Genomic DNA, 25,543 nt, shown 5'->3' with positions numbered 1-25,543 from the left:
GGGTGCAGGCGCAGTCGCTTCTTGCTCAGCGAATTTGGGCAGCGGAAACCGGGGTGTATCCTGGCATCGGGGTGTTGACCCAAAACGGCAACACCCCGATGCACAGAGGAAGCTTCATCGTGGAGCAGCTTAGCGAGACGATTGACCCAGAAACCGTCGTGCTAAACCATGGACGCTCCGACCACGTTGGGAGGCCAGCGAACGATTCCCGCAAAGCGTTCACCAACGATGAAGCCCCTGTTATGGTTTGTTCATCGAGCCACAGGTGTGACTGTGAAAGCGGGATTAACAACCGTGTGGCCAAAGTGTCAACGCTGATTTCCGACGATCGAATCAGATCGTTCAAAAAAACGAGTTTCACGACCGAAAACCTACGGCACCACTTGGCGAATGAACTCGGGATTCGGGTTACTTTTGCCTTTCCGCTCGCACTTGAAGAACTCGGCGACGTAGCGAACGGGGGTTCGTTTTTCGGGGACCTTGAATCGATCCCCTTTTTGCAGCACCGGCCGGTACTCATCCATTTGGCCGAATTGGCGTGTCCCGGCGGCCTGGCAAGGAAACCAGTGACCGTTGCCCTCACCGTCTTCCAGATAAAACTCGGGGTAGCAGTGTCCGGGGATCCAGACCATTCGCGATGGCACCTTGGCATTGCGACACAGCGCAACAAACAGACTGGTCATCTCCTCGCAGTCCCCCTTGCCGTCTCGCAGGGCGACCGATGCGTTTTTTAGGTCGCCTTCGACATACTCAACCTTCTCGCGTACGTAATCGTAGATCTGCTCGACCCGCTGCCAGTCGTTTTCTGCTTCCATCGCCGCCAATTCGCGTGACGCCGCTCGAATGATTGAATTCGTGGCGTCAATGTTCGGGCTGTTTCCGAAATAGGCACGCAATTCGCGGTCGGGACGAAGGGGGATGACCAAATCGTCGGTTCTTTCCGGTGCAAGCATCCGCGATCGCTCGATCTGCATCGTAAACGAAATTTCGGCTCGAGTCCCCGCAGGCACCCGCGGCATCCGGCATGCAACCTGTTTCACACCGCTGGCCAACTCGCGCACTTCCCAACCCGCCACCAGCGGATCGATCGTTTGGCTGACGACCGTCACCTTCTGCTCCGGCCAGTTCGTTGGCACCGGGAACGTGGCAAAGACATCGGTGCAAGTTACCGGTGGGTCCAGCACCATCCCGATCCGCCACGTGTTGGTTTGTGGCGAATCGTAGGTGATTCTTGAAGCGTCAGCCGTACCGTCCGAGGATCCCGATGGCTCCTCCTCCGTGCCGGGAGAACCACTCACGACCGTGTCATCGGCCACCGATTGACGACTCCAACGAAGTGCACCGACACCCGCACACCACAACGCGGTGCTTAGTAAGGTCCGCCGATTGACGATCGGGCGTGCCGACTTTTTTGAATACATGATCACAGTCGCCTGTTATGCGAGGAGCAAATAACCGAAACGGTCGAAGCACCATTGGATTTGACTCCAACAGGACTTCGACCGTCGCTCACTATTTCTAAGGATAGTTCAACCAAACGAGGATCCTATCCGTCGTTCTTCTAGTTTTGGAACTGGGACTGCGGCACAGGAACGGCTCCCGGAGGCAACGGCTCGGCGTTGATGATGCGATCACCACGAGCATCGAAGTCATCCGATAGCGTTGTTCCGCTGCCGTAGGTTTGGCCGTGATAGACTTCACCGCCAACAATACCGCCGCCAATGATTTGCTCGTTGTAAGGAATACCGCCGCCAACGACCTCTCCCGACAAATAAGGATCGCTGACAATCGGACCGTACGAATTCATTGAAGAGCCGCAATGGCAACCGCCGACTTCTTCGCCATAGCATGATCCATATCCCGTCTCGCATTGGCCGCAGTTGCCATAGCTGCCGTATCCACCGTAGCAATCGGAACAAGACGGACAACACTCCGCCATGGTTGCCGCACCGCATTGGGGATGACAACAAGTCGGTGCGCTGTAATGGGGTGCAGCCGGTTGCTGACGATTAAACAGGCCACAACGAGGCCGATTCAGTAGGCCACAACGCGGTTGAGGTTGAGGTCCGACCATCACAAGCGGCTGCTGAGGGATTTGCGTCGTAGGTGCATAGGGTGCGGGAGCGTAAGGCGCCGGAGCATAAGGTGCCGGCTGGGGTGCGGCAGCATAGGGTGCAGCCGTGTAGGGGGTGTAGGTGCTCTTGCACAAACCGCATTTTGCGCCGCGACCAAAACAAAATTGTTTCAATGTTCCGCACCCCGAACTGACAGTCAACAGCATGGCAGATGCCAGAATCGACATAATGCGAGTATTCATTCTTTTTCCCTTGACTTGCATAGTGAGCTTATTCGGTGTTCCCAAACGAGGAACCAGTAAAAACTAGGTCGTATTCGATGATGTGCAAACGCAACATCGTGTTTTTTCTGCAACAATTTGTTGTCACGCTTGCACGCCTCACTCCTGCTGTCGTTTTGCCCGCCCACAGATGACCATGCTTCGTCACTACAACCGACCGTTGTCTACGCTCGCCTTCTTGATGGCGATGGCGATCTCTGTTTGCGCAGAGCCCGCTACAAGTATTGAAGCGCCGAGCGAGAAGCTCTCCAGCCCACACGCATCGACTCTACCCCCTCCACAGCAAATCAACGCGGCACTGCCCGCGAACCTTCCGGCCCAGCTGGGAGATCGAATTTGGTTGATCAACACGCGGTCGATGACGCAGTGTACGTGTTGTGCCGATCTTGACGCCCCTGCGTTTACCGTTGCTCGCATGACATGCAATGGCGCCACGACGCGCTCGTCTCTCGGAGAATACTTGGCCGAGATTCGCAGCGACCGACCGTTGGTGATTTATGTTCACGGCTATCGTTTTGACTATTGCGAAGCAGTCGAACGAGGGCTGTATGTCTACCGCCAAACGGAGGCTCGGCGTTGCAGCGGGCCAGTCGATTGGGTGATCTGGAGCTGGCCGAGTGAACGGACGGAGTTCATCACACGCGATGTCCGTGAAAAAGCCAAGTATGCGGACACTCAAGGGCTCTATCTCGCTTGGTTGCTCCGCGAACAGGTACGTCGATCGGTGAAAACAAAATTGATCGGCTACAGTTTGGGCGGGCGAGTCGTGACGGGCTCCCTACACGCCTTGGCTGGCGGCTCCTTGGGCCATCGCACGCTTCCCGGCGAATCCGTACGCAGCGCCAAGGTGGATGTTGGGCTGATCGCCCCAGCTGTCGAACGAGATTGGCTGTCCCCGGGGGAATACCACGGCTTGGCGACATCCAACATCGAAGACCTGCTACTCATGTACAACCAGCGCGACATCGTCCTCAAACGGTACTGGTTCATTGACAAGGTGCGAGGCGCTGTCGCCCTTGGACTTGGCAGGATGCAATCGTTTGCACCTCGAGTCGATGGCACGCAAATCAACCTACGTGCCCGCGATTGCTCCCGTTCCATCGGGATCGCGCACGACGAGCTTGACTACTACAAGCAAAGCTGCGGCGCAGGACGCGAGATGGCCAAGCTCATCTCCGATCCTTCCGTTGGTCAGCGCTAGGGCGAGAGCCTAAGCATCGCGGGATCAATTACTAACGTAGTGGACGAGGCCACGAGTCCTGTAACACGGGACTCGTGGCCTCGTCCACTACCAAAGTCGTCACTTGTTGTTCACGCGATGCTAAGCATCGAGCTGAAAAACAGGTGCCGCCTTTTGCACGGGACGTTCGATCCTAAAGAAACGATCCTAAAGAAACTTGGTCAAATGGTACTTTCGTGCCAGCTCCTTCCGCTGCTCGTCGGGTAAAGATGTGATGTAGCGTTTCCAACCTGGACAAAAACGAGCGTGAAAACGCCACAGTCGTCCGAGAAGGGAGGCTGGGTTCTTGTCGCACTTTGATCGAAACCAGCAAGTCTCACATTGCGGTAGCGCCATGGGGGATCTCCTGTTAGAGGTCGGGATCGTATTCCGCCGCGTCTATCGATTGTCGTATTCCGGCGTTCCTGCTGCAACCTCGCTGCTGGCCCTGAGGACATTCCACCGGGGGGGATGGGATTGTGATAGACTCACGGGTATCACAGCTTCTGTTTCTCCTCGTCAAGGAACCTCACCATGCTGCTCCCGCAAACCAGGCTGCTCCAACGCTCTGCGATTCTCTCCACTTGCTTGCTCCTAACCGCGGTCTGCTCGGCTCAGTCAAACTCCAGCCGTTCAGGGGTATCGAAGATCGGCAGCGAATACATCCCGACCGACGCGGTGGTGACTGTCGTCATGACGGTTGCGGATACAATCGCCAACCCCGTCGCGGAAATGTATCCGATCGAGGTGGCGGAGGCGTGGTGCAAAGAGCACGTCGGCATCGTACCGAGCAATGTTGACCGGCTGAAGGTCGTTGCGGGGGCACCTGGACCCGGCGGGCCGATGTTGGCAATCATCGTGTCGCTGCGAAACGACGGTTCGATCGACAACGTGAATGCAAATTTGCTCGCGTCAAAAGAGCCGATCGATGTCGACGGGCACAGCGCCTATCGGTTGCGCAACCCTCCGGATACGGCAATGATGTTCCAGGACGCACGGACGCTTGTGATTGCAACGGACAACTACCTCGACGCGGTGCTGCGGGCGGCGAGCCCTGAAAGCCCGAATGGCCCGCTCGCGAAAATGGCAGCTGCGGTCAGCCACACGGGGAACGTAAGCATGTTGATGGCTGTCGAGCCCGTTCGCCCGTTGATCAAGGGGGCACTGCAAAGCAAGGCTGATCAAGTTCCCCCTCCGTTGCAGGAATTTACAAAGATTCCCGATCTGCTCGACGCAGTGCTCGTGCAGATCGACTTGGCCAACGAAGTCGACGGAGCCAAGTTGATCATGTTAGGACGAGATGACGCGTCCGCAGAGCAATTGTCGGCGATCCTTGACCGTGGTTTGCAAATGGGACGCCAGATCGGATTGGCACAAGCGAACCAACAATTGCAGGGTGACGATGCCGTGACCGAGGCTTCGCGTGCCTATGCCGATCGAATGGCCGACCGAATCCTTCAATTGCTAACTCCCGAACGCGACGGACGCAAACTGACGATCAGTGGCCCCGCAACCACAGGCATTGCCACTCAAGGCGTGCTGGTGGGGTTACTCTTGCCAGCCGTTCAAGCCGCCAGAGAAGCGGCGCGGCGTACAACGTCAGCCAACCATATGAAGCAACTTGCCCTGGCCATCCACAACCATCATTCCGTTTACAAGCGGATGCCGGGCACGATCAATGATCCCAACGGCAAGCCGCTACTGAGTTGGCGAGTGGAGATTTTACCATTTCTAGAGCACCAGGCGTTGTATGAACGATTCCATCTTGATGAGGCTTGGGATAGTCCACACAACCGCGAACTGATCACCGAGATGCCTGAAACATTCGTCAACCCTCGTCTTTCTGTCGAACCGGGTTCAACGGTCTATCGGGAACCGTCTGGAGACGAATACGTATTTTCCCCAGGAAAGGAAGTTCGTTTTCGTGACATCATGGACGGCACGGCCAATACCATCCTGTTGCTTGAAACCAATGCCGAACACGCAGCGATTTGGACACAACCGGATGGTCTGGCCATCGACCCTGACAACCCCATGTCGTTTGCAGATGGGCTACCAGGATTTCATGCGTGCCTGGCTGACGGCTCCATCAGACTTCTTACGAACGAACTTGACCCGAAGACCTTCAAAGCGATGTTGACAAAGGCAGGCAAAGAAGTGGTTCGTTTTTAGTGGGCCGTCAAGTTTGTAACGGCGAGTGGGGACGTAGTGAAATCCACTGTCCTATCACTTCGTGTCGACAGTCGACTCGTATTCCGACTCAGCTTGAATTGCGAGTAGGCGTTCGGAGTAGGGCCGGTTCCCACCGGCCAAATCACTTGAGAGTGTGGCCGGTAGGAAGCGGCCCTTCCCGAAAATTGAGCTGCGGCGGAATACTAGCCCGCTTCACGAAGGAGCCCCACGAGCGATTCGCACGATCGCTCGAGGCTAGCTTCGACCTTTGCGGCGACGTGCGGATTCGGTCAGCAGGATTTTTCGCAAACGAATGCTCTCTGGAGTCACTTCGACAAGTTCATCGTCTTCGATGTACTCGAGAGCGGCCTCAAGCGACAACTCGCGAGCCGGCTTTAGGATGACGTTCTCGTCGCTGCCGGCGGCGCGGACGTTGGTCAGTTTCTTTTCACGACAGGGATTTACGATCATGTCGTTGTCGCGAGCATTCTCGCCGACAATCATGCCTTCGTAGACTTCTGTCCCGGGGGGCACAAACATTTCGCTACGGTCTTGCAACAGAAACATTGCGTGAGGCATCGCCTTGCCTGAGGTCATCGAAACCAACACGCCGTTGGCTCGCTTGGGCACTTCCCCTTCAACGGCCCGGTAGCTGTCGAATCGGTGATGGATGATCGCGGTGCCTCGTGTGGCATTCAAAAGTCGCGTTCGCAAACCGATTAAGCCACGAGACGGAATCAGGAATCGAATCAAGCTGTACTCACCTCGTTGTGCAATCTCTTCGACTTGGCCGCGACGGTTGCCGACCAATTCCATCACCGGTCCCATCGCGTCGGTCGGCACCTCGACGCGCAGCGTCTCGAAAGGTTCATGGTTTTTGCCGTCAATCTCTTTGAAAATGACACGTGGTTTCCCAACGCTCAGTTCGAAGCCCTCGCGACGCATCGTCTCGATCAAAATCGCCAAATGCAAAACGCCCCGTCCTTTGACCGCATAGGCTTCGGTCCCCTCGATCATCTCGACGCGAAGCGCCACGTTGCGTTCGAGTTCCTTTTCAAGGCGGGCTTTCAATTGCCGTGTGGTCACGTACTTGCCTTCACGCCCGACCATCGGCGAGTTATTCACGCTGAAGACCATCTCCAACGTGGGTTCGTCGACTTTCAACCGCGGCAAAACTTCCCCTGAGTCGACGGCCGTGATCGTGTCACCAATCTCGACATTCGCCAAACCTTCGATGGCGACAATCTCTCCCGCTTCGGCTGATGCCGCAGCGGTACGGCCCAGCATGTCGAAGACATACAGATTGGCAATCTTCACCTTCTTGACGCTGTCTTTTTGATGCAGGTCAATCATCTGGCCCGCTTCCACCGTTCCGGCGGCAACTCGGCCAATCGCGATCCGCCCCACATACTCGCTCCAATCGAGTGTGGTCACCATCATTTGCAAGGGCGCTTCGTGATCGACTTCTGGCCCCGGCAGCGAATCGACCAACAAATCCAACAACGGGCGCATGTCGGAGGTCGGCTTGCTGGGGTCGGTGGTCGCGTAACCTTCCTTACTGCTGGCGAAGACATAAGCTGCCGCATCAAGTTGCTCTTCCCCCCCCAGTTCGGCCAACAATTCCAGCGCCTCGTCAAGTGCTTCGTGCGGCCGGCCATCGGGCCGATCGACCTTGTTCACCACGACAATGGGACGGCATCCCGCTTGCAGGGCTTTCTCGAGCACAAATCGCGTCTGTGGCATGGGCCCTTCGGCAGCATCGACCAACACCAAGGCGCCATCGGCCATCTTAACAACCCGTTCGACTTCGCCACCAAAATCGGCGTGACCCGGTGTGTCGATCAGGTTGATCTTTACGCCCCGGTAGGGAATGGAGATGTTTTTCGAGAGGATGGTGATCCCACGCTCTCGTTCCAAGTCATTGGAGTCAAGGATCCGCTCGCCTTTGAGCTCCGTATCACGAAATTGCCCACTTTGGCGCAACAAACAATCGACCAGCGTTGTTTTCCCATGGTCAACATGAGCGATGATTACGACGTTTCGAATGTCATCTCGACGCACAGGCTTGGTCTTTGAAGTAGGAGCAGAGAGGAGAGAAGTCGGCATGGATTGGCTTTACAGTTGCTTGCGCGCTTTTTGAAGTAATCGGAACGGTTCTTCACTATTCGATCCGTATCAAACCTGCTTTTGAGCGATTCGTCGAGCCGAAACTTTCCTGCCTCGCCATCGAGCCCCCTTGCAATGCACCTACGGGGAATCGGGACGTCGTTAGCGCCAAACGGCATGCGAATATTTAGAAGTCTTCCGGTGTACCGTTGCCAGCGGCCGTACGCTATGCAATATTCACACCCGCGACAATTCGTCCACTTTGGCACACTCGGCGTTTGATCGGAAATCGACTCCAAACGTCACGTTTGTGTTCCAGCCCTGAGCTTGCGATGGCATTGATGTCCCACCGCAAGCTTTGAACCGAACCGAGTTTGTGATTTTTTTCACAATCTGCGAAATTTGTTGGAGAGTTAGGCAATTTTGCGGTTTTGCGGTTTTGCGGTTTTGGGGGGAAGGACTCGTTGCTGCTTTACGGCTAGTCACTTGCAGACCGTTTCTCGCACTTCAAACATCCCGCGTTTCAAAGCTCATGACAACGATCAAACAGGGTTTGAACTTGCCCATCTCGGGAGCACCCGAGCAGCACGCCGAGGTTGCTAAGCACATCAACCGGGTGGCGTTAGTGGGTGATGATTATGTTGGCATGAAGCCAACGATGTTGGTTTCCGAAGGCGACCATGTTCGTCAAGGCCAAGCGGTCTTTGAGGACAAGAAGACACCGGGAGTGCTGTTTACGGCGCCGGCGTCGGGCAAGGTTGTCGAAGTCAACCGTGGAGCGAAACGCAAATTCGAGTCGATGGTGATCGAGGTCGAAGGAGACGACCGGACCGAATTCGACGGCGCAAAAGGGGCCGATCCGCTGTCTCTTGGTGGTGAACGGGTCGAACGCGAATTGCTGGCCAGCGGGCTATGGACTTCATTGCGAACTCGGCCGTTTGGCAAGGTACCTGCTCCGGCAAGCCGGCCGAATTCGATTTTTGTCCAGGCGATTGATACGAATCCCCTGGCGGCTGACCCCGCGGTCGCGATGAGCAGCCGCAAAGACCAATTCACTCTTGGGCTCCTCGCTCTGACTCAGCTCACCGAGGGCAAGGTGTTTGTCTGCACGGGCGAACAATCCGAAATTCCTGGATCCGGCATCGACGGGGTCCAGGTCGAGACGTTCACCGGCCCTCATCCTGCCGGACTGGTCGGGACGCACATTCATTTTCTCGACCCGGTCGGGCCCCATAAAACCGTTTGGTACATCAACTATCAAGATGTTTGTGCGATCGGATCTCTTTTTCAAGACGGAATCCTCGATACGCGAAGAGTCATTTCCTTGGCGGGGCCGCTTGTCAAGCAGCCGCGGCTACTGGAAACGCAATTGGGCGTCGACGTTGGCCAATTGATCGAGGGCGAAATCGAGCTCCCGGATGATGGAGGTTATCGAGCGATTTCGGGGTCGGTGCTCTACGGGCGTGCTGCGACGGGGCACTACGGGTACTTGGGCCGCTACCACAATCAAATTTCGGTGATTGCAGAAGGGACGCAACGCGAGTTCTTGGGCTGGCAGATGCCTGGCTTTGAAAAGTATTCGACGACTCGCGTCTACGCATCCGCCGCGACGCCGAATAAGAAATTTGCATTCACGACCTCGACGCACGGCAGTGTCCGAGCCATGGTGCCCCTTGGTACCTACGAGAAGGTGATGCCGCTGGACATTTTAGCGACTCAGTTATTGAGATCGTTGATCTATCGTGACACCGACGAAGCTCAGCAGTTGGGCGTCTTGGAGCTTGAAGAAGAAGACCTGTCGTTATGCACGTTCGTTTGTCCCGGGAAGTATGAATATGGTTCGCTGATACGCGAAAGTTTAACGACGATCGAGCGAGAAGGCTAAGCGAGAAGGTTAGAACGTCGCCGGGACAGGCTGTTAGGCTTTCTGGCGAAGCAACAGACAAAGACTCATCCATCCCGATTTTGGGAAAACCAATCATGAAAGCACTCCGCTACGCTCTCGACAAAGCCCATCCTTGGTTCGCCAAGGGCGCTTTACTTGAAAAGGCGTATCCTGTTTACGAAGCGCTCGACACTTTTTTGTACACACCTGGTGAAGTCGCCACGGGAAGCACACATGTTCGAGACGCGATCGATCTGAAACGAATGATGACCACCGTGGTGGTGGCGCTGATCCCTGTGACGCTGTTTGGGATGTGGAACGTGGGCTATCAAGCCAACTACGCGTTCCAAGAAATGGCCGCAGCGGGGATGGAAACGTCGGGCGATTGGCACCATATGATCCATGAAGCGATCGGATTTGGCCACAACCCAAGCAATTTCCTCGATAACTTTGTACTCGGGGCCATTCATTTCTTGCCGATCTACATCGTTTGCATGTTCGTGGGTGGCCACATCGAGATGATTTTCAGTGTCCTTCGCGGCCACGAAATCAACGAGGGCTTTTTGGTGACAGGGTTACTGTTCCCGCTCACCCTGCCACCAACGATCCCGCTTTGGCAAGTCGCCTTGGGGATTGCCTTTGGGGTCATTGTGGCAAAGGAGGTGTTCGGCGGTACCGGACGAAACTTCCTCAACGTGGCACTGACCAGCCGAGCGTTTCTGTACTTCGCCTACTCAGGTGAGATCAGTGGCGACAAGGTCTGGACGGCGATGGATGGGTTCAGCGGTGCAACGGCGCTAGGTCAAATGGCCAACGCCGTCCCCAGTGAAACCATCGCAAATCCGGCGATCGCTTCGCTGGGCTCCATCAGCTACTCCTGGGGTGCATCGGAACCGATTAGTTGGATGAGCGCTTTCTTGGGGACGATCCAAGGATGTGTCGGTGAAACCAGCACGTTGCTCTGTCTTGTCGGGGCTGCCATTTTGATTGCTGCTGGGGTGGGTTCTTGGAAGATCATGCTGGGTGTGCTCGGTGGCGTTTTCGTCACGGCATCGCTGCTGAACGGCGTCAACCCTGGGACCAATCCGATGATGGGTGTTCCGTTCTACTGGCACTTCGTTCTGGGCGGCTTGGCATTTGGATTGGTTTATATGGCAACCGATCCGGTCAGCGCATCGATGACCGAAAAGGGAAAATGGATTTACGGTGGATTGATCGGATTCATGACCATTTTGATCCGCGTGATCAATCCCGCGTTCCCCGAAGGGATCATGTTAGCGATCTTGTTCGGAAATGTATTCGCTCCATTGATCGATTACTTTGTGGTTTACTTTAACGTTCGACGGAGGGTCGCACGCTATGCAACAACGTGATTCAGTTTTCTACACGATTGCCGTCGCTGCGGTCTTGTGCGTGGTCTGCTCCTTAGCGGTTAGCGCTGCGGCGGTTCGGCTGCGACCGAAACAGGAAGCCAACAAGCTGCTCGATCGCCAACGCAACATTCTCGATGCGTCGGGTTTGGCGATGGGCGAGTTTGGGTTGCCCGCAAATCGGCTTTCCCGCGGCCAAGTCGCGGATCTGTATTCGCGAGTTAGCGAAGCATTGGTGGACCTTAGCACCGGTAAATACAACACCGAGTTGAACATCGAAGAGTACGATCCTCGTGAAGCGGTTGATAAACCGGAAATGAGCATTGCGATCGAAGACCCCGAATATGATCTCGGGGAACAACGCCGCGAAAAAGTCGCTCGCGTGTTCTTTGTCAAGAAGCCAGGCGACGATCGAATTCAACAAGTGGTGCTACCGGTTTACGGCAAAGGACTTTGGTCGACGCTTTACGGCTACCTTGCTTTAAAGAGCGATCTAAGAACGATCGAGGGTCTGACTTTTTATGAGCATGGCGAGACCCCGGGTCTTGGCGGCGAAGTGGACAACCCAGCTTGGAAATCCGAATGGTCGGGTCAGAAGCTTTACGACGAGAGCGGCAAACCAGCCTCCTTGGTGTTTAAGGGCCCGGCACCTCCGGAAAACCCCTATGCAGTCGATGGATTGTCCGGTGCAACCATTACCAGTCGTGGGGTCACCAATTTGATTCGCTACTGGGCAAGTGATGATGGATACGGGCCTTTTCTCGGCCAATTGAAAGAGCAAATCGCAGCCGAGTCGGCTGACAGCAAGCCTGATCAGGGAGACAAATAGCCATGGCATCCCCGAAAATCAAACAAGTCCTGTTTGGACCGGTCATCGACAACAATCCAATTGCACTTCAAATCCTGGGGATCTGTAGTGCCTTGGCAGTAACGACGAAGATGGAAACGTCGATCGTGATGGCAGTCGCGGTCATCTTCGTGACCGCATTTAGTAACTTGGCGGTCAGTGCAATTCGCCACTACATTCCCAGCAGCATTCGGATCATCGTACAAATGACGGTGATCGCATCTTTGGTCATCGTGGTTGATCAATTCTTGAAGGCTTACCTGTTCGACATCAGCAAACAATTGTCGGTCTTTGTTGGACTGATCATTACCAACTGCATCGTGATGGGTCGAGCAGAAGGGTTTGCGATGAAGAATGGCCCCGCCATCAGCTTTTTGGATGGGATTGGCAACGGCATCGGATACGGCATGGTATTGCTTGTCGTTGCATTTTTCCGAGAGTTGTTTGGTAGCGGTACCCTGTTCGGAATCGAAATCCTGCCGCTGACGCGGAACGGTGGTTGGTACAACCCGAACAACTTGATGTTACTCCCTCCGAGTGCGTTCTTCCTGATCGGTTTCTTGATCTGGGCCATTCGCGCTTTCAAGCCTGAACAAATCGAAGAGGCTTAATTCCATGGTTGAACACTATCTCAGCATTCTGATCACAGCGATCTTTATTGAGAATCTCGCATTATCGTTTTTTCTCGGCATGTGTACGTTCTTAGCGATCAGCAAGAATGTCAAAACGGCCATCGGGCTCGGCATCGCCGTGATTGTGATCCAAGCCATCACGGTGCCGGCCAATCAGCTGATTTACTCGTTTCTGCTGAAGAAAGGGGCCTTGGTATGGGCGAATAGCCTGATCGATCCGTCAACGATCGATTTTTCCACGGTCAATTTGGAATTCCTCAGTTTCATCAGCTACATCGGAGTCATCGCGGCGATGGTTCAGATTTTGGAGATGACGCTCGATAAGTTCTTCCCACCGCTCTACAACGCCTTAGGGATTTTCTTGCCCCTGATCACGGTGAACTGCGCCATTCTGGGCGGGTCGTTGTTCATGGAGCAGCGGAAATACGACTTTGTTGAAGCCTGTTTCTACGGGCTTGGCAGCGGCGTCGGTTGGGCGCTAGCGATTGCCGCTTTGGCTGGCATTCGTGAGAAGATGAAGTACAGCGACGTGCCTCCGCCACTTCGTGGACTTGGCATTACGTTCATTACCGTCGGCTTGATGGCGTTAGCTTTCATGTCGTTTGGCGGTATACAACTTTAGTGAACCGTTTGGACTTGGTGGCGGCGTTCTGTTGAAGTTTCGCCCGCCCGTCCAACGTTAACCGAACATTTATCCGATTTTCATGACGAGTTTTCACTGATGGGTTCCACCGTCTTCCTTGGCGTCGCGATGTTCACGATTGTGGTGCTCGCACTCGTGTTGGTCATTCTGCTTGCAAAGTCCTTCTTGGTCGCTTCGGGACCGGTCAAGATCATGATCAACCATCAGAAAGAAGTTGAAGTTCCAGCCGGCGGCAAACTGCTTGGGGCGCTCGCCGAAGCGGGTGTGTTTGTTTCGAGTGCATGCGGCGGTGGTGGCACCTGTGCTCAGTGTAAGGTCAAGATCGAATCCGGGGGCGGTGAAATCCTAGCGACCGAGAAAGGCCATATCAGCAAAAAAGAAGCGTCCGAAGGTGAACGGTTGAGCTGTCAAGTTGCAGTCAAACAAGACATGGTCGTCGAAGTGCCACCGGAGGCCTTTGATACACAGAAGTGGGAGTGCACCGTCCGCAGCAATCATAATGTTGCGACGTTCATCAAAGAATTCGTCTTAGAGCTTCCCGAAGGCGCCGAAGTGGACTTCAAAGCAGGTGGCTACATTCAAATTGAATGCCCGCCTCATGTTGTGAACTACAAGGACTTCGTCATCGAGGACCGGTTTCGTGAAGATTGGGACAAATACGACGTCTGGCGTTACGTGTCCAAGGTAGACGAACCGGTCGTGCGTGCCTATTCGATGGCCAACTATCCGGGTGAGAAAGGCATCATCATGCTGAACGTCCGCGTCGCATCACCGCCGCCGCGCGCCCCCGAAGGCATTCCGCCGGGAAAAATGAGCAGTTGGATTTTCGGTTTGAAGCCAGGTGATAAGGCAACGATCAGCGGACCGTATGGCGAGTTCTTCATCAAAGACACCGAATCGGAAATGGTTTACATCGGTGGCGGTGCGGGAATGGCTCCGCTGCGAAGCCACATTTTTGAGCTGTTCAAGCGTCAAAAAACAAATCGTAAAGTGTCTTACTGGTACGGTGGCCGGTCGTCTCGTGAATTGTTCTACGTGGATCATTTCCGCGAAATCGAAAAAGAGTTCCCGAACTTCAAATTCAACATCGCGCTGTCGGAACCTTTGCCCGAAGACAACTGGACCGGATACCGAGGATTCATTCACCAAGTGCTTTTGGAGAACTACCTTAGCACACACCCGGCCCCAGAAGACATTGAGTACTACATTTGTGGTCCACCCATGATGAATCAAGCTGTGTTCAAGATGCTTGATGATCTGGGCGTCGAACCAGAGAACATTGCCTATGACGATTTTGGTGGTTAGACCATGTCCAGCCTAACGGTCGTTCGAAAGCTTTCGTTGGCTGCGTGTTTGCTTCTGTCCCTTGTGACAGCGATTGCCAAGGCCGAGCCGCCAAAAATCTTGACCCTTCGTGGCCGGACCATGGGGACAACCTACATGGTCAAGGTCTTTGACCCGCCGGCATGGAAAGCGGACATCGCCGCAGAGATCGATGCCGAACTGCGATCGGTCAATGCGCAAATGTCGACCTACCTCAAGTCGTCGGAGTTGAGCCGCTTTAATAGCTGGGATTCAACCGATTGGTTCCCAGTGAGTTCGCAGACGGCGGAGGTCGTTGAGGCGGCAATCGACGTATCCAAGGCGACCGAAGGGGCGTTTGATGTGACGGTCGGGCCGCTCGTCAACCTTTGGAGTTTTGGGCCGGACCCCAAGACACGCGCCGTCCCCGACGCTGCGACGATCGCCACGCTTCGTGAATCGGTTGGCTATCAAAACTTATCGGTTCGGACCAATCCGCCCGCATTGAAAAAAGCAACGCCTTCGCTGAAGGTCGATTTGTCGTCGATCGCCAAAGGGCACGGCGTTGACCGAGTCATTAACGTCCTGAAGGATGCTGGAGCAAGGAATGTTTTCGTTGAGATTGGCGGTGAAGTGCGAACCATCGGTGATAAGGGCGGTGTCGCGTGGAAAGTCGGCATCGAAAACCCAGCGACCGCGGGTCTTTCGAACAATGGATTGTCTTTGGCGGCGGCACATCCGTTAACCGATGAAGCAATGGCAACGTCGGGGGATTACCGCATTTTCTTTGAGGTCGAGGGGAAACGCTACTCACACACGATCGACCCTCGGTCCGGCCGACCTATCGAACACGATTTGGCTTCGGTCTCTGTGATCGCTAAAACCTGCATGAAAGCCGATGCCTGGGCCACCGCAATCAATGTTTTGGGCGCGGATGCGGGATTGTCGGCAGCCCAATCGCAGGGTTTGGACGTGTTGATGATCCGCCGTGAGGGTCGTCGGTTTAGTCGCGTCGGCACCGGGTCACTCGCAAAGTACGCTGTCGAAGATCCCGTTTCGGAGATCGAAGATTCCGCCTTGGGAGCCCAGGAAATGAGGCCATGGCTTCAGCGTTTGATGCCAACGTTGATCGTCACGATGATCGGGTTCGGTATCATTATCTCAGCGATGGCAGTCGGTGTAATCTTCGGCGGCAAATCGATCAGCGGATCGTGCGGCGGCCTCGGTGGCAAGAAGAACGAAGACGGCAGCGTCAGTTGTTCGCTTTGCAGCAATCCATCCGATGCCTGCAAGGAACTCCGCGATAAAATGGAAACGGAAACACAAAACGGCTGAGGCGTTTTCCTCAAGACAAGACACGACACGTGAGCAATTTGATCCATGACCTTGAACGTAAACGAATACTTTGACGGCAACGTGAAATCGATCGGTTTTGAAAACTCCGAAGGTCGCGTGACTGCGGGGGTGATGGCAGCCGGCGACTATGAGTTTGGCACCAGCGAGAAGGAACGCATGAAGGTCGTTTGCGGAGAACTGGGGGTCAAATTGCCGGGCGAAGCCGGTTTTAAGTCCTTTCCGACGGGAACGGAATTCCGAGTTGCCGCGAACCAGAAGTTTCAACTGCAAGTGAAGCAACCCACCGCCTACTTGTGCTTCTACGGCTAGCTCGCGGCGAAAAAATCCGTCGCTGCTGCCTTGAGAAACGGTTCACTCGATCGCCGCGAGGACCTCGGATGCCGCGATGATCGTCTGATCGATCATCGCCTCGGTGTGCGTTTGGCTGAAGAACAGGGCTTCAAATTGGCTGCAGGGCATGTAGATTCCCCTCTCGATCATGCCCCAAAAATACTGTGCGAACTTGGCTCGATCGCTGCGATCCGCATCGTCCCAGTTGTTGATGGGATGCTTGTTAAAGAACAAGGTCATCATGCTGCCGACCTGTTGCACCTGGTGCTCGATCCCGGCGTCGCTAGCCGCCTTGCCTAAGCCCTCGGCCAATCGGTTTCCGAGTCGCTCGAGTTGCTCGTAAGGCGGGTTCTGTTTCAACAGCCGCAAGGTCGTGCTTCCGGCCGCAACCGCAACAGGGTTGCCACTCAGCGTGCCAGCTTGAAAGATCTTTCCGGCCGGAAGGACTTGGTCCATGATCGACGCACGGCCACCGTAAGCCCCAAGCGGCATCCCACCACCAACGATCTTTCCAAGGGTGGTCATGTCCGGCGTGATCCCAAAACGCTGCTGCGCCCCGCCATAGGCAACACGAAATCCGGTCATCACCTCGTCAAAGATCAACACGGTCCCAGCGGTTTCGGTCAAAGATCTCGCTGCAGCCAGAAAGTCTTGCGTCGGGATCACACAGCCCATGTTGCCGACCACCGGTTCCAAGATCAGCGCCGCGATGTTTTGGCCGTGTTGCTGGAAGGTTTCCGTTAGTCCTTGAACATCGTTGTAGGACAACAAAATGGTATCCCGTGTGGCGCCGTCGGTCACACCGGGCGAATCGGGAACGCCAAGGGTCGCAGCACTGCTGCCAGCCGCCACCAATAAGCTGTCGACATGGCCGTGGTAGTTTCCAGCGAACTTGATGATCTTCTCTCTTCCCGTCACCCCCCGCGCCACTCGGATAGCACTCATCGTTGCCTCGGTGCCACTGTTGACCAAACGGACTCGTTCAATACTCGGCACCGCTTCGATAATTTGCTCAGCCAGCCCCGATTCGGCCTCCGTCGGCGCCCCATAGCTGGTCCCGCGCCTTGTGGCCGCCACAATCGCCTCAACCACTTCCGGATGAGCGTGACCGAGAATCATGGGGCCCCAGGAACCGATGTAATCGAGGTAGCGTCGTCCATCGAGATCGAACAAATGGGGGCCCGCAGCACGTTCGATGAACAGTGGCGACCCCCCCACCGCTCCAAAAGCTCGAGCCGGGCTGTTGACGCCGCCGGGCATCAACGAGCAAGCACGCTCGAATGCGGCGACGCTTTTCGGGCCGATTGCGGGTTGGACGTTCGGTGTGGATTTTGAAGCGGACAAGGTGGCAGTGATCCAAATTAAGTTTGACGCAAAGACGACACAACCAAATAGCCTACGAAAAACGACGACGATCGCAAAGACGGACGCACCTTGACGTGCCGAGGACGAATTCTCTATATCCATCGTCGGACAAATTCTTGCTAACCGGCGATCCTTTTGTCTGCGAGCGTCAACTTGCTCCATGCTGCGATGACGCTCCGTAAATCGTTGCTTATTTTACCCTCCAATAGGATTCTCTATGTTTCGAGTCTTACTATTTTCTGCCATCGTTGCCCTCTCGCCCGCATTGGCTCCCGCGGTGTCCGCAGCGGACGAGGTTGTTCGCTATCAGTTGACCGAGTGGAAAGCCAAGCACATTCACGATGAAAAGAAAGCGGACACGATCGCGAAAACACTTAAAAAACTCGGCTGCGAATTAAAACGCGAGGAGCACAGTGGCCACATTGACGTCAAGTATCGATGCCCTAAATGGCACGAATTGAAGTTGGACACGCACGACGAAGCTCACAAGTGGGAAACCTGGCTGAAAGAATATGGGTTCAAAACTGAGCACCAACATTGACCTCTGCATTCACCACCGCCCGATTGGCACTCAAAGCCGCATCCGTCGCAACCCGATTCGCGGGCGAATTGGCTCAAAATGTCCAACACGCAACGGGTTTCGACGACCTGCTTCGAGCTCCGTCGTCGGAACCGGTCAGTGAGGGCAAATTGCAAACGATGATCGAGAATGTCGGCAACACGATTCGATCGTGTTTGTCGGCAGCCGGAATCGACGTGAACCCACCGGTCGAGGTCAGTGTCGGCGAAGATGCGAAGTTGCGAGTTTCCAACGGTCACCCAAGGGCGGCGGAAATCGAGAAGCTATTGACGGAGGAACCAAGGATCGCGGACCAGCTTCGACAGATTCAAGCGGTTTCGAGCGTCGATCGGATCGTCGTCGCACCAGCGAATTTGCCCCACTCTTGACGGCAACGCCCCATCAAGCGAATATAAAGGTTGAGTTCGGAGGATAAGCGAATTGGCAAGCAGGTTGATTCGAAATCAATTGCCCCTTATGGGGTTGCGGGTTCGAGTCCCGTGTCCTCCGCTACAACAAAAACACCTTCAAAAACTTCGTGTTTTTGGAGGTGTTTTTTCGTTGGCTCCTTGCTGCCTGCGACGATGGTGCCGAAACGAGACTCTTGGCACCGATTGGAAGGTTGGTTAATCCGTTGGGGCGTGCGTCAAATAAGTTTCGGCACTCCGTTTACCGCGAGGGACGTTCGGTAAATAAGTTTCGGAATTCTATTTACCGCGAAGCGGTTAAATTCCAGAGCCCAGGGTCGACGCGCAGCGGCGCACTCTGGGGGCCACTGTCGACATCGCAGACCGAGAGATTCCCAGCCCGAATTGCTCCTTAGCCGGATTTCGAACCTTTATTGCTTCGCCGTCGTCCTGAGGTGCCTCAGCACCTCCTTGCGGCCACGCTGGATTTGCTGGCTCATCAGCTTCCGGGCTTTCTCGTGATTTCGTTGTCGGAGCGCATCAATGAGTTGGCGTTTCCCTGAAATCGTCGTCAGCGCCACATCAGATGTCAAAAGCTGAGGGTCATCGCGCTGGGCGTCGAAAATCTGACCGATTGCCCGCTGCTCTCGAGCAACTTTCGCCAGTAGTTGATTTCGAGCAGCCTCAAACACGAGCTGGTGGAAACTTCGCTCGGTGTCCAACCACGCGTTCATTTGTATTTTGGTTGCGTGCTGCTTTGGCCTCTTGGAGATTTGTTGGGCGATCTCTTCGGCTTTGCTCAGAATTGACTCCAATTCGTCCAGCTGATGGTCGGTGATGTACCGCGCGGCCTCGCCAGCTGCACAGCTTTCCAGTGCGTCGCGCAAAACGTAGAGATCGTCGATATCCTGAGGATCGGTCTTTCGGACGAACGCGCCGCTGCCCGGGACATGGTCGACAAATCCTTCGCTGGCCAAACGATGAATGGCCTCACGAACGGGTATCACGCTAACGCCAATCTCGCTGGCCAGAACACGATTGACCAATCGCTTCCCCGGCGGCAGGTCGTGGCTCGCGAGTTTACCCCGGATGTAATCGTACGATTTTTCGGCGAGTGTTTGTTCCATGTCGAATTCGTTGAAGGCTTGCAAGGCGGACTGGGCACCTTTATGTTATAACATCGGATAACACGGATCGCAATTGGGTTCGCTTCAGTCGGCGAACTGGGCCACGTAAATCTTAGGATCCTAACCCATGAAACGCCTTTATCTTCTGGCCTTCACCGGCCTTGCATGTTGTTGCATCAATGGATCAGCTGATGAACCAACTTCCACGCGAATCGTTTTCCAGATGCGAGTCATCCCTGAGGGTGTTCCTCTCGAAGGTCATGCGAAAGACGCGAAGGCGTACGGATATCGAATTCCGTCTTTGGTGGTCACGAAAAAGGGAAGCATTTTAGCGTTCACGGAACGGCGACTCGGCCTGCACGATCATGCTCAAAATGACATCGTCCTGAAACGCAGCACCGACAACGGCAAGTCATGGAGCGATGAGATCGTTGCCTTTGAAGATGGCATGCATTCGATCAACGATCCGTTGACGGTGCAACTTGACAATGGTCGCATTTTATTGATGTTCGCCCGTTTTCCTTACGGCAGGCACGCGAGAAACGCAGGTTGGATCAAGGTGGCTGATCTCGGATACGACGACCCGACGACGAACGTCCTGACCTTCCTTTGTCACAGCGACGACGATGGTTTGACTTGGAGCAAGCCAGTTGACATCAGTCGACAAGTCAAACCACCGCACCTCGTCAATGTGAACACTCCCGGCGCGATGATTCAATTGTCGAAAGGGCCACACAAGGGCAGAGTGATTACGGGACTTTGGGGAGCGTTGCCAGAAGAAATCGACGGAGAGCGTCAGTGGCAGGTTGTCGTCGCGTACAGCGATGACAACGGGGAAACGTGGAAGCGAACCGAACCGCTAAAGGACGAAAGTGGCAAAGGATTTCCGAACGAATGTCAGGTCGCCGAAGCCGCCAATGGCGATATCGTTTTGATCAGTCGCAATCAGGAGGGCGTGAATTTTCGCAAAAAGGCAATCAGTCGTGACGGCGGCGCAACATGGGGCCCACTGAACATCGATCAAGGCTTGCCCTCGGTCGCGTGTATGGGTTCTGTGGTTAAGGGGCCCGTGAAGGCGGACGGATCCTGGGATTTGTGGGCGTCGTTCCCCTCGAACACGGGTCGCGAAAACGGACAGATCGTGGTCTCGAAGGACAACGGCCAGACTTGGCAGATCGTGAAGGTCATTCCTGGAGCATTTGCCTATTCGGTTCTGCAGGTCTCAGCAGATCAAACCTGTCTGCTCTGCTTTTACGAAGCTGCCAACAGGGAAGAAAGACTGATTGTCATTCCCTTCAGTGTATTGATGTAGCACAGGCTGCCAGCCTGTGATTGCTAACAGTTGTTTCAGTAGTATGATGCACTCTTGCAGCCTGCACTACGAGGTAAAACCATGGAGATCATTCACAAGCGAGCGTTGCCGCATTGGTATGTCTCCGGTGCGGCTTATTTCGTTACCTATCGAATTGCGGGCACGCTTCCGATCTCCGTGATTAAGGAATTGAGAGAACGTAAACAGCAACTCCTCGCTAGGCCACCGGATTGCCCCGACGACGGATACCGCGGGTACGTTAACAAACTCCTGTTCGCTGCATACGAAAAACATCTGGATCAGATGTCGGATATCGACTGGCTACGAGATCCCCGAATCGCTTCGATACTGCGACAAAATCTGTACCATCACGATAGCAGCAAATACCATCTTCACGCCTACTGTATTATGCCTAACCACGTCCACGTCTTGTTCACGCCGTGTCCGCTCGAATTAGTGAAGCATTCTAATGAAGAAGAACACACGGTCGGGGAGACTCCCGACGCCGGCAGCCCCTTGTCGAGAATCATGCACAGTCTGAAAAGCTATACAGCAAATCAAGCCAACAAAGTGATGAAACGTACCGGCACGTTCTGGCAACCGGAATCCTACGATCATTGGGTCCGAGATGACGAGGAATTGGAACGGATTGTGTTTTACATTCGCGGCAATCCCGTGAGTGCCGGCTTGGTGACTCGTCACCAGGACTGGTATTGGAGTTCATGTCACGACCGATTGCTGCTCGATGGCGACACATCGGCATGGCTTCCGTAGCACAGGCTGCCAGCCTGTGATTGCAGGCTGGCAGCCTGCACTACGATACTCGTCTACAACTTGAGACCAACCCATCACATGCTGAATTCACTCGCAATTCAAGGACTCCGATGACGACAACCACTTTAAGCGGACTCATCGCAGCAACCTATACGCCACTTAATGATGGGGGTGACGTAAACCTTAGCGCCATCCCACAGATGGTCGACTATTTGCTTTCCCAAGGAGTCTCGGGTCTGTACGTCTGCGGAAGCACGGGCGAAGGAATGTCGCTAACGAGTGATGAGCGCCGAGCCGTGGCAAGTGCGTACGTGGAAGCGACAGCGAAACATATCCCCGTGATTGTGCAAGTGGGGCACAACAGTGTGCATGAGGCGTGTCAGCTTGCCGAACACGCTCAGGCAATTGGTGCGGACGTGATCTCGGCAACCTGTCCGTCCTACTTTAAAGTTGCTGACGTGGCGATGCTTGTTGAGACGATGGCCGAAGTCGCGGGAGGCGCACCCGACCTGCCGTTTTACTACTATCACATTCCCGCATTGACGGGATCGGCGATTGATATGGGCGAGTTCCTGTTGAAGGGGGGCGAGCGAATCCCAAACTTAGCCGGCTTGAAATACACCGATACCAAACTGTTCGAGTTTCAGCATTGCCTTGAACTCCAGGATGGGCGTTTCGATGTGGTTTGGGGATGTGACGAAATGTTGCTGGGAGCGCTCGCGACAGGGGCTCGCGCGGGCATTGGCAGCACGTACAACATCGCGGCACCTCTGTACCGCCGAATCATCGAAGCATTCAATCAAGGCGATATCGAGCGAGCGAGGCATTGGCAATCACGATCGATCGAGATGATTCGGGCAATCGGCCGGTATCCGTTTCATCCAGCGATGAAGGCCATTCTTGAAATGCGTGGATTGAGCGTCGGTGGATGTCGATTGCCACAAGGACGTTTGTCCATGGCGGAAACAAAGTCGTTGCGGGCTGATTTGGAAGCGATTGGGTTCAACGAACTTCAGGCCGCCAACCTGCCACTGGCCGAATGACCACAACGACTTGCAGGCTGGCAGCCTGCGCTACGATCGAAAAGACCATGAAACGTTTTGTGCCTATCTTGTTGCTGCTGACAGCCGTCATCTCGTCGCCAATCGCGACGGCTCAAGAATTGCTGTCATGGAGCGAGCTTCCGCCAGTACCGGATGAGCTTGGTTTTGCCGGTCCGTTTGTCGGTGTTCACAACGACGCCTTGATCGTCGCTGGCGGAGCGAACTTCCCCAAGCCGGTCTGGGACAACGAAAAAGTTTGGCATGATCGTGTCTTTGTCCTCACAAGAAGTGGGGACGGCTACGCATGGAAAGATGGCGGCACGCTCGGCCGTGCGGTCGCTTATGGGGCCTCCGTCTCGACCAATGACGGTGTGGTTTGCATCGGTGGGAACGACTCCCAGGAAACCTGTGATGACGTGTTCATGCTCAGTTGGGATGCCGAGTCCGAGCGAATCATGACGACAGAGTATCCTTCGTTGCCATCGCCGTGCGCGTTTTCAGCCGCGACGATGATCGGTGATGTGATCTATGTGGCAGGCGGTCAAAGCGGTCCGTCACTCGAAACAGCGATGACGAATTTTTGGTCCCTTGACCTCTCGCAAATGGCAAGCAAACGTGAATTCGTCTGGAAGGAGTTGCCGACTTGGCCGGGACCGACGCGGGCGTTGAACCTGACCGTCAGCCAGCACAATGGGTACAACGACTGCGTGTACGTCATCAGTGGCAGGCGCCAGGAGGGGCCGGCGGTGGAGCAATCCAGCTTCGAGTTTCTGCGTGACGTCTGGGAGTTCAATCCGAATACGGGCCAATGGCGACAACGAAGCGACGCTCCGCGATGCGTGATGGCGGGTACGAGTATCAAGTTCGGCCAAAGTCACGTCTTTGTGCTCGGCGGGGCGACGGAAGAACGGTTCTTCCAAAGCGACGAACTGAAGGACAACCATCCGGGCTTTGTCAAAGAATCGCTCGCCTACCACACCATCACCGACACTTGGGCTGCAGCTGGCGCGATTCCCGCCAACCACGTTACGACCACCGCTGTGCAGTGGGGTGACGACATCATCGTCCCGACCGGCGAAGTCCGGCCGCGCGTCCGCACGCCGAACGTGTACCGCGTTTTGGTCAATCGAGCAGAACGAGATTTTGGGAAGGTCAACTATGTCGTGTTGTTCGCCTACCTGCTGTCGATGGTCGGCGTCGGAGCTTACGTGGCAAGAAAGAATAAGAATACCGACGACTACTTTCGCGGTGGCGGTCACCTGCCCTGGTGGGCGGCCGGGTGCAGCATCTTCGCAACGATGCTCAGTTCGCTGACCTTCACTGGCATTCCGTCAAAAGCGTATGCACAGGATTGGGTGTACTCCATCGGCAACTTCACGATTCCGCTGGTTGCCATCATCGCGGTTTACGTCGCCATGCCGTTCTTTCGCCGCATCGACGCCACCAGTGCGTATGAGTATCTGGAGAAACGATTTAGTCGACCGGTAAGGCTGTTCGGAAGTGCCAGCTTCACGCTATTTCATCTCTTCCGCATGGCGGTCGTCATGTCGCTTACCGGATTAGCGTTGTCGGTCGCGACGCCGCTGACACCGAGTCAATCGGTTCTACTGATGGGCGTTCTAAGCATCTTGTACTGCACGATGGGCGGTGTCGAGGCGGTGATCTGGACCGACACGATTCAGACGTTCGTGCTACTTGGCGGAGCCGTCGTTGCGTTTGTCTTACTCGTGATGGGGACGGACGGCGGTGCAAGCGGGTTTGTGTCCGCAGCGAACGCGTCCGACAAGTTCCAGATCGCAAACCATCATCTGAGTCCAACCAGTGCGCAAATCGCATTGTGGGTGATCGTCGTCGGCGCGATTGGCCAGAACCTTTCGTCCTACACAGCCGATCAAGCGGTCGTGCAACGCTATATGACAACCGCCGATCAGAGAATGGCGGCTCGTTCCATCTGGACAAACGCCGTGCTGACGGTACCCGCGACGTTGCTGTTTTTCGGAATCGGCACGGCGCTGTTTGCGTTCTATCAGTCGAACCCCGACCGACTCGACCCCACGATCACCACCGATCAGGTGTTTCCCTACTTCATTGCACATGAAATGCCCATTGGCTTGGCGGGGCTGATTGTTGCAGGCGTCTTTGCAGCCGCACAATCGACCGTTTCGACAAGCATGAATTCCACCGCAACGGCCTTGGTGACCGACTTCCTTCGCCCCTTTGACCTCTGCAACTCCGACGGCAGTTATCTCAGCGCGGCTCGCGGCCTGACGTTTTTAATGGGCGTGATTGGAACGCTGCTGGGGTTGGTATTCGTCAATCCCGACATCAAATCGCTGTTCGATACCTTTTTGGTCGTGATCGGGTTGTTCATGGGAGTGCTCGGCGGGCTCTTCGTCTTGGGCGGCACGACGACACGCGCCAATTCCACCGGAGCCATGGTCGGCGCATTGGTGGGTGCAACCGTGATGTTCAGCCTCTGGAAGTTCACCGCAATCAACGGATACCTGTACACGTCGTGTGGAATCACCACCTGTTTCGTCGTCGGCTATCTAACGAGCCTGGCCACTCCAAAGCCAAACCGCGACCTTACAGGGCTGACCCTTCACACTTTGCAGAAACCTGAGGGCGGCACGGCCGCAGCGAAGTGAGCTACCGCTCGGAGTGGTGCCCGCCCGCTCCCGTTGGTCGCTAGAATCATGTTCCGAGAACAAGAAAATCAGTGATAGCTGATGTAGCTC

At 55.1% G+C, this 25,543-nt stretch carries 21 protein-coding genes and 1 tRNA gene; 17 read left to right on the top strand and 5 right to left on the bottom strand.

Annotated features, from left to right (window positions below; all coding sequences use genetic code 11):
• Window positions 1-371: 371 nt before the first annotated feature.
• Both Poly41_RS11810 and Poly41_RS11805 read right to left on the bottom strand, forming a co-directional pair.
• Window positions 372-1,421, bottom strand: coding sequence for a transglutaminase-like domain-containing protein (locus tag Poly41_RS11810; RefSeq protein ID WP_146526361.1), 1,050 nt, complete (start codon window positions 1,419-1,421; stop codon window positions 372-374).
• 140 nt (window positions 1,422-1,561) lie between these two features.
• Window positions 1,562-2,317, bottom strand: a complete 756-nt coding sequence (locus Poly41_RS11805; RefSeq protein WP_146526360.1) for a hypothetical protein — start codon at window positions 2,315-2,317, stop codon at window positions 1,562-1,564.
• A 175-nt stretch (window positions 2,318-2,492) separates the two neighbouring features.
• On the opposite strand from Poly41_RS11805, the gene Poly41_RS11800 reads away from it, so the two are divergent.
• Both Poly41_RS11800 and Poly41_RS11790 read left to right on the top strand, forming a co-directional pair.
• The gene (locus Poly41_RS11800; RefSeq protein WP_231615610.1) at window positions 2,493-3,557 is read left to right on the top strand and encodes an alpha/beta hydrolase; all 1,065 of its coding nucleotides are present in this window, start codon (window positions 2,493-2,495) and stop codon (window positions 3,555-3,557) included.
• A 552-nt stretch (window positions 3,558-4,109) separates the two neighbouring features.
• A complete protein-coding gene (locus Poly41_RS11790) occupies window positions 4,110-5,747 on the top strand; it encodes a DUF1559 domain-containing protein (protein WP_146526357.1) in 1,638 nt (545 codons plus the stop codon).
• Between the two features lie 255 nt (window positions 5,748-6,002).
• Here the strand turns inward: Poly41_RS11790 and typA are convergent, their stop codons facing one another.
• Window positions 6,003-7,808, bottom strand: a complete 1,806-nt coding sequence (gene typA, locus Poly41_RS11785) for a translational GTPase TypA (RefSeq protein WP_261344893.1) — start codon at window positions 7,806-7,808, stop codon at window positions 6,003-6,005.
• Window positions 7,809-8,385: 577 nt separating this feature from the next.
• On the opposite strand from typA, the gene Poly41_RS11780 reads away from it, so the two are divergent.
• From Poly41_RS11780 to ppnP, 8 genes are all read left to right on the top strand, one after another.
• Window positions 8,386-9,738 (top strand): Na(+)-translocating NADH-quinone reductase subunit A, encoded by a 1,353-nt coding sequence (locus Poly41_RS11780; protein WP_146526355.1) that lies wholly within the window; start codon window positions 8,386-8,388, stop codon window positions 9,736-9,738.
• A 95-nt stretch (window positions 9,739-9,833) separates the two neighbouring features.
• Window positions 9,834-11,111: an NADH:ubiquinone reductase (Na(+)-transporting) subunit B gene (locus tag Poly41_RS11775; RefSeq protein WP_146526354.1), complete on the top strand. Its 1,278-nt coding sequence runs from the start codon at window positions 9,834-9,836 to the stop codon at window positions 11,109-11,111.
• Window positions 11,098-11,937: a Na(+)-translocating NADH-quinone reductase subunit C gene (locus Poly41_RS11770; protein WP_146526353.1), complete on the top strand. Its 840-nt coding sequence runs from the start codon at window positions 11,098-11,100 to the stop codon at window positions 11,935-11,937. The genes Poly41_RS11775 and Poly41_RS11770 overlap by 14 nt, the downstream gene beginning before the upstream one ends.
• A gap of 2 nt (window positions 11,938-11,939) precedes the next feature.
• Window positions 11,940-12,566 carry an NADH:ubiquinone reductase (Na(+)-transporting) subunit D gene (locus tag Poly41_RS11765; RefSeq protein WP_146526352.1) on the top strand — a complete coding sequence of 209 codons (627 nt, stop codon included), beginning with the start codon at window positions 11,940-11,942 and terminating at the stop codon, window positions 12,564-12,566.
• Between the two features lie 4 nt (window positions 12,567-12,570).
• Window positions 12,571-13,209 carry an NADH:ubiquinone reductase (Na(+)-transporting) subunit E gene (gene nqrE / locus Poly41_RS11760; protein WP_146526351.1) on the top strand — a complete coding sequence of 213 codons (639 nt, stop codon included), beginning with the start codon at window positions 12,571-12,573 and terminating at the stop codon, window positions 13,207-13,209.
• Between the two features lie 99 nt (window positions 13,210-13,308).
• The gene (gene nqrF / locus Poly41_RS11755; protein WP_146526350.1) at window positions 13,309-14,535 is read left to right on the top strand and encodes an NADH:ubiquinone reductase (Na(+)-transporting) subunit F; all 1,227 of its coding nucleotides are present in this window, start codon (window positions 13,309-13,311) and stop codon (window positions 14,533-14,535) included.
• A 3-nt stretch (window positions 14,536-14,538) separates the two neighbouring features.
• Window positions 14,539-15,867, top strand: coding sequence for an FAD:protein FMN transferase (locus Poly41_RS11750; RefSeq protein ID WP_231615609.1), 1,329 nt, complete (start codon window positions 14,539-14,541; stop codon window positions 15,865-15,867).
• A 45-nt stretch (window positions 15,868-15,912) separates the two neighbouring features.
• On the top strand, window positions 15,913-16,197 hold the full coding sequence (ppnP, locus tag Poly41_RS11745) for a pyrimidine/purine nucleoside phosphorylase (RefSeq protein WP_231615608.1): 285 nt from the start codon (window positions 15,913-15,915) through the stop codon (window positions 16,195-16,197).
• A 42-nt stretch (window positions 16,198-16,239) separates the two neighbouring features.
• Here the strand turns inward: ppnP and hemL are convergent, their stop codons facing one another.
• Window positions 16,240-17,562 (bottom strand): glutamate-1-semialdehyde 2,1-aminomutase, encoded by a 1,323-nt coding sequence (gene hemL / locus Poly41_RS11740; protein ID WP_146526531.1) that lies wholly within the window; start codon window positions 17,560-17,562, stop codon window positions 16,240-16,242.
• Between the two features lie 238 nt (window positions 17,563-17,800).
• On the opposite strand from hemL, the gene Poly41_RS11735 reads away from it, so the two are divergent.
• The 3 genes from Poly41_RS11735 (at window position 17,801) to Poly41_RS11725 (ending at window position 18,652) form a co-directional block, all read left to right on the top strand.
• Window positions 17,801-18,124: a hypothetical protein gene (locus Poly41_RS11735; RefSeq protein ID WP_146526349.1), complete on the top strand. Its 324-nt coding sequence runs from the start codon at window positions 17,801-17,803 to the stop codon at window positions 18,122-18,124.
• A complete protein-coding gene (locus Poly41_RS11730) occupies window positions 18,121-18,531 on the top strand; it encodes a hypothetical protein (RefSeq protein WP_146526348.1) in 411 nt (136 codons plus the stop codon). Before Poly41_RS11735 ends, Poly41_RS11730 begins: the two co-directional genes overlap by 4 nt.
• Before the next feature lie 38 nt (window positions 18,532-18,569).
• Window positions 18,570-18,652 (top strand) — tRNA-Ser (locus Poly41_RS11725).
• Window positions 18,653-18,980: 328 nt separating this feature from the next.
• On the opposite strand, the gene Poly41_RS11720 is transcribed toward Poly41_RS11725, so the two are convergent.
• Complete coding sequence (locus Poly41_RS11720) at window positions 18,981-19,676, bottom strand: GntR family transcriptional regulator (protein ID WP_146526347.1); 696 nt, start codon at window positions 19,674-19,676, stop codon at window positions 18,981-18,983.
• A 127-nt stretch (window positions 19,677-19,803) separates the two neighbouring features.
• Between Poly41_RS11720 and Poly41_RS11715 the strand changes: the two genes are divergently transcribed.
• From Poly41_RS11715 to Poly41_RS11700, 4 genes are all read left to right on the top strand, one after another.
• Window positions 19,804-20,988, top strand: a complete 1,185-nt coding sequence (locus tag Poly41_RS11715; protein ID WP_146526346.1) for a sialidase family protein — start codon at window positions 19,804-19,806, stop codon at window positions 20,986-20,988.
• Window positions 20,989-21,069: 81 nt separating this feature from the next.
• The gene (locus Poly41_RS11710; protein WP_146526345.1) at window positions 21,070-21,762 is read left to right on the top strand and encodes a transposase; all 693 of its coding nucleotides are present in this window, start codon (window positions 21,070-21,072) and stop codon (window positions 21,760-21,762) included.
• A gap of 110 nt (window positions 21,763-21,872) precedes the next feature.
• Window positions 21,873-22,805 carry a dihydrodipicolinate synthase family protein gene (locus tag Poly41_RS11705; protein ID WP_146526344.1) on the top strand — a complete coding sequence of 311 codons (933 nt, stop codon included), beginning with the start codon at window positions 21,873-21,875 and terminating at the stop codon, window positions 22,803-22,805.
• A gap of 47 nt (window positions 22,806-22,852) precedes the next feature.
• On the top strand, window positions 22,853-25,453 hold the full coding sequence (locus Poly41_RS11700; protein WP_231615607.1) for a sodium:solute symporter family transporter: 2,601 nt from the start codon (window positions 22,853-22,855) through the stop codon (window positions 25,451-25,453).
• Window positions 25,454-25,543 lie beyond the last annotated feature (90 nt).

Origin of the sequence: Novipirellula artificiosorum (assembly GCF_007860135.1) — a bacterium.
Taxonomy (GTDB): Bacteria; Planctomycetota; Planctomycetia; order Pirellulales; family Pirellulaceae; genus Novipirellula_A; species Novipirellula_A artificiosorum.
Note: the sequence above shows the minus strand (reverse complement) of the source record. Positions and strands in the feature narration are given on the sequence as shown.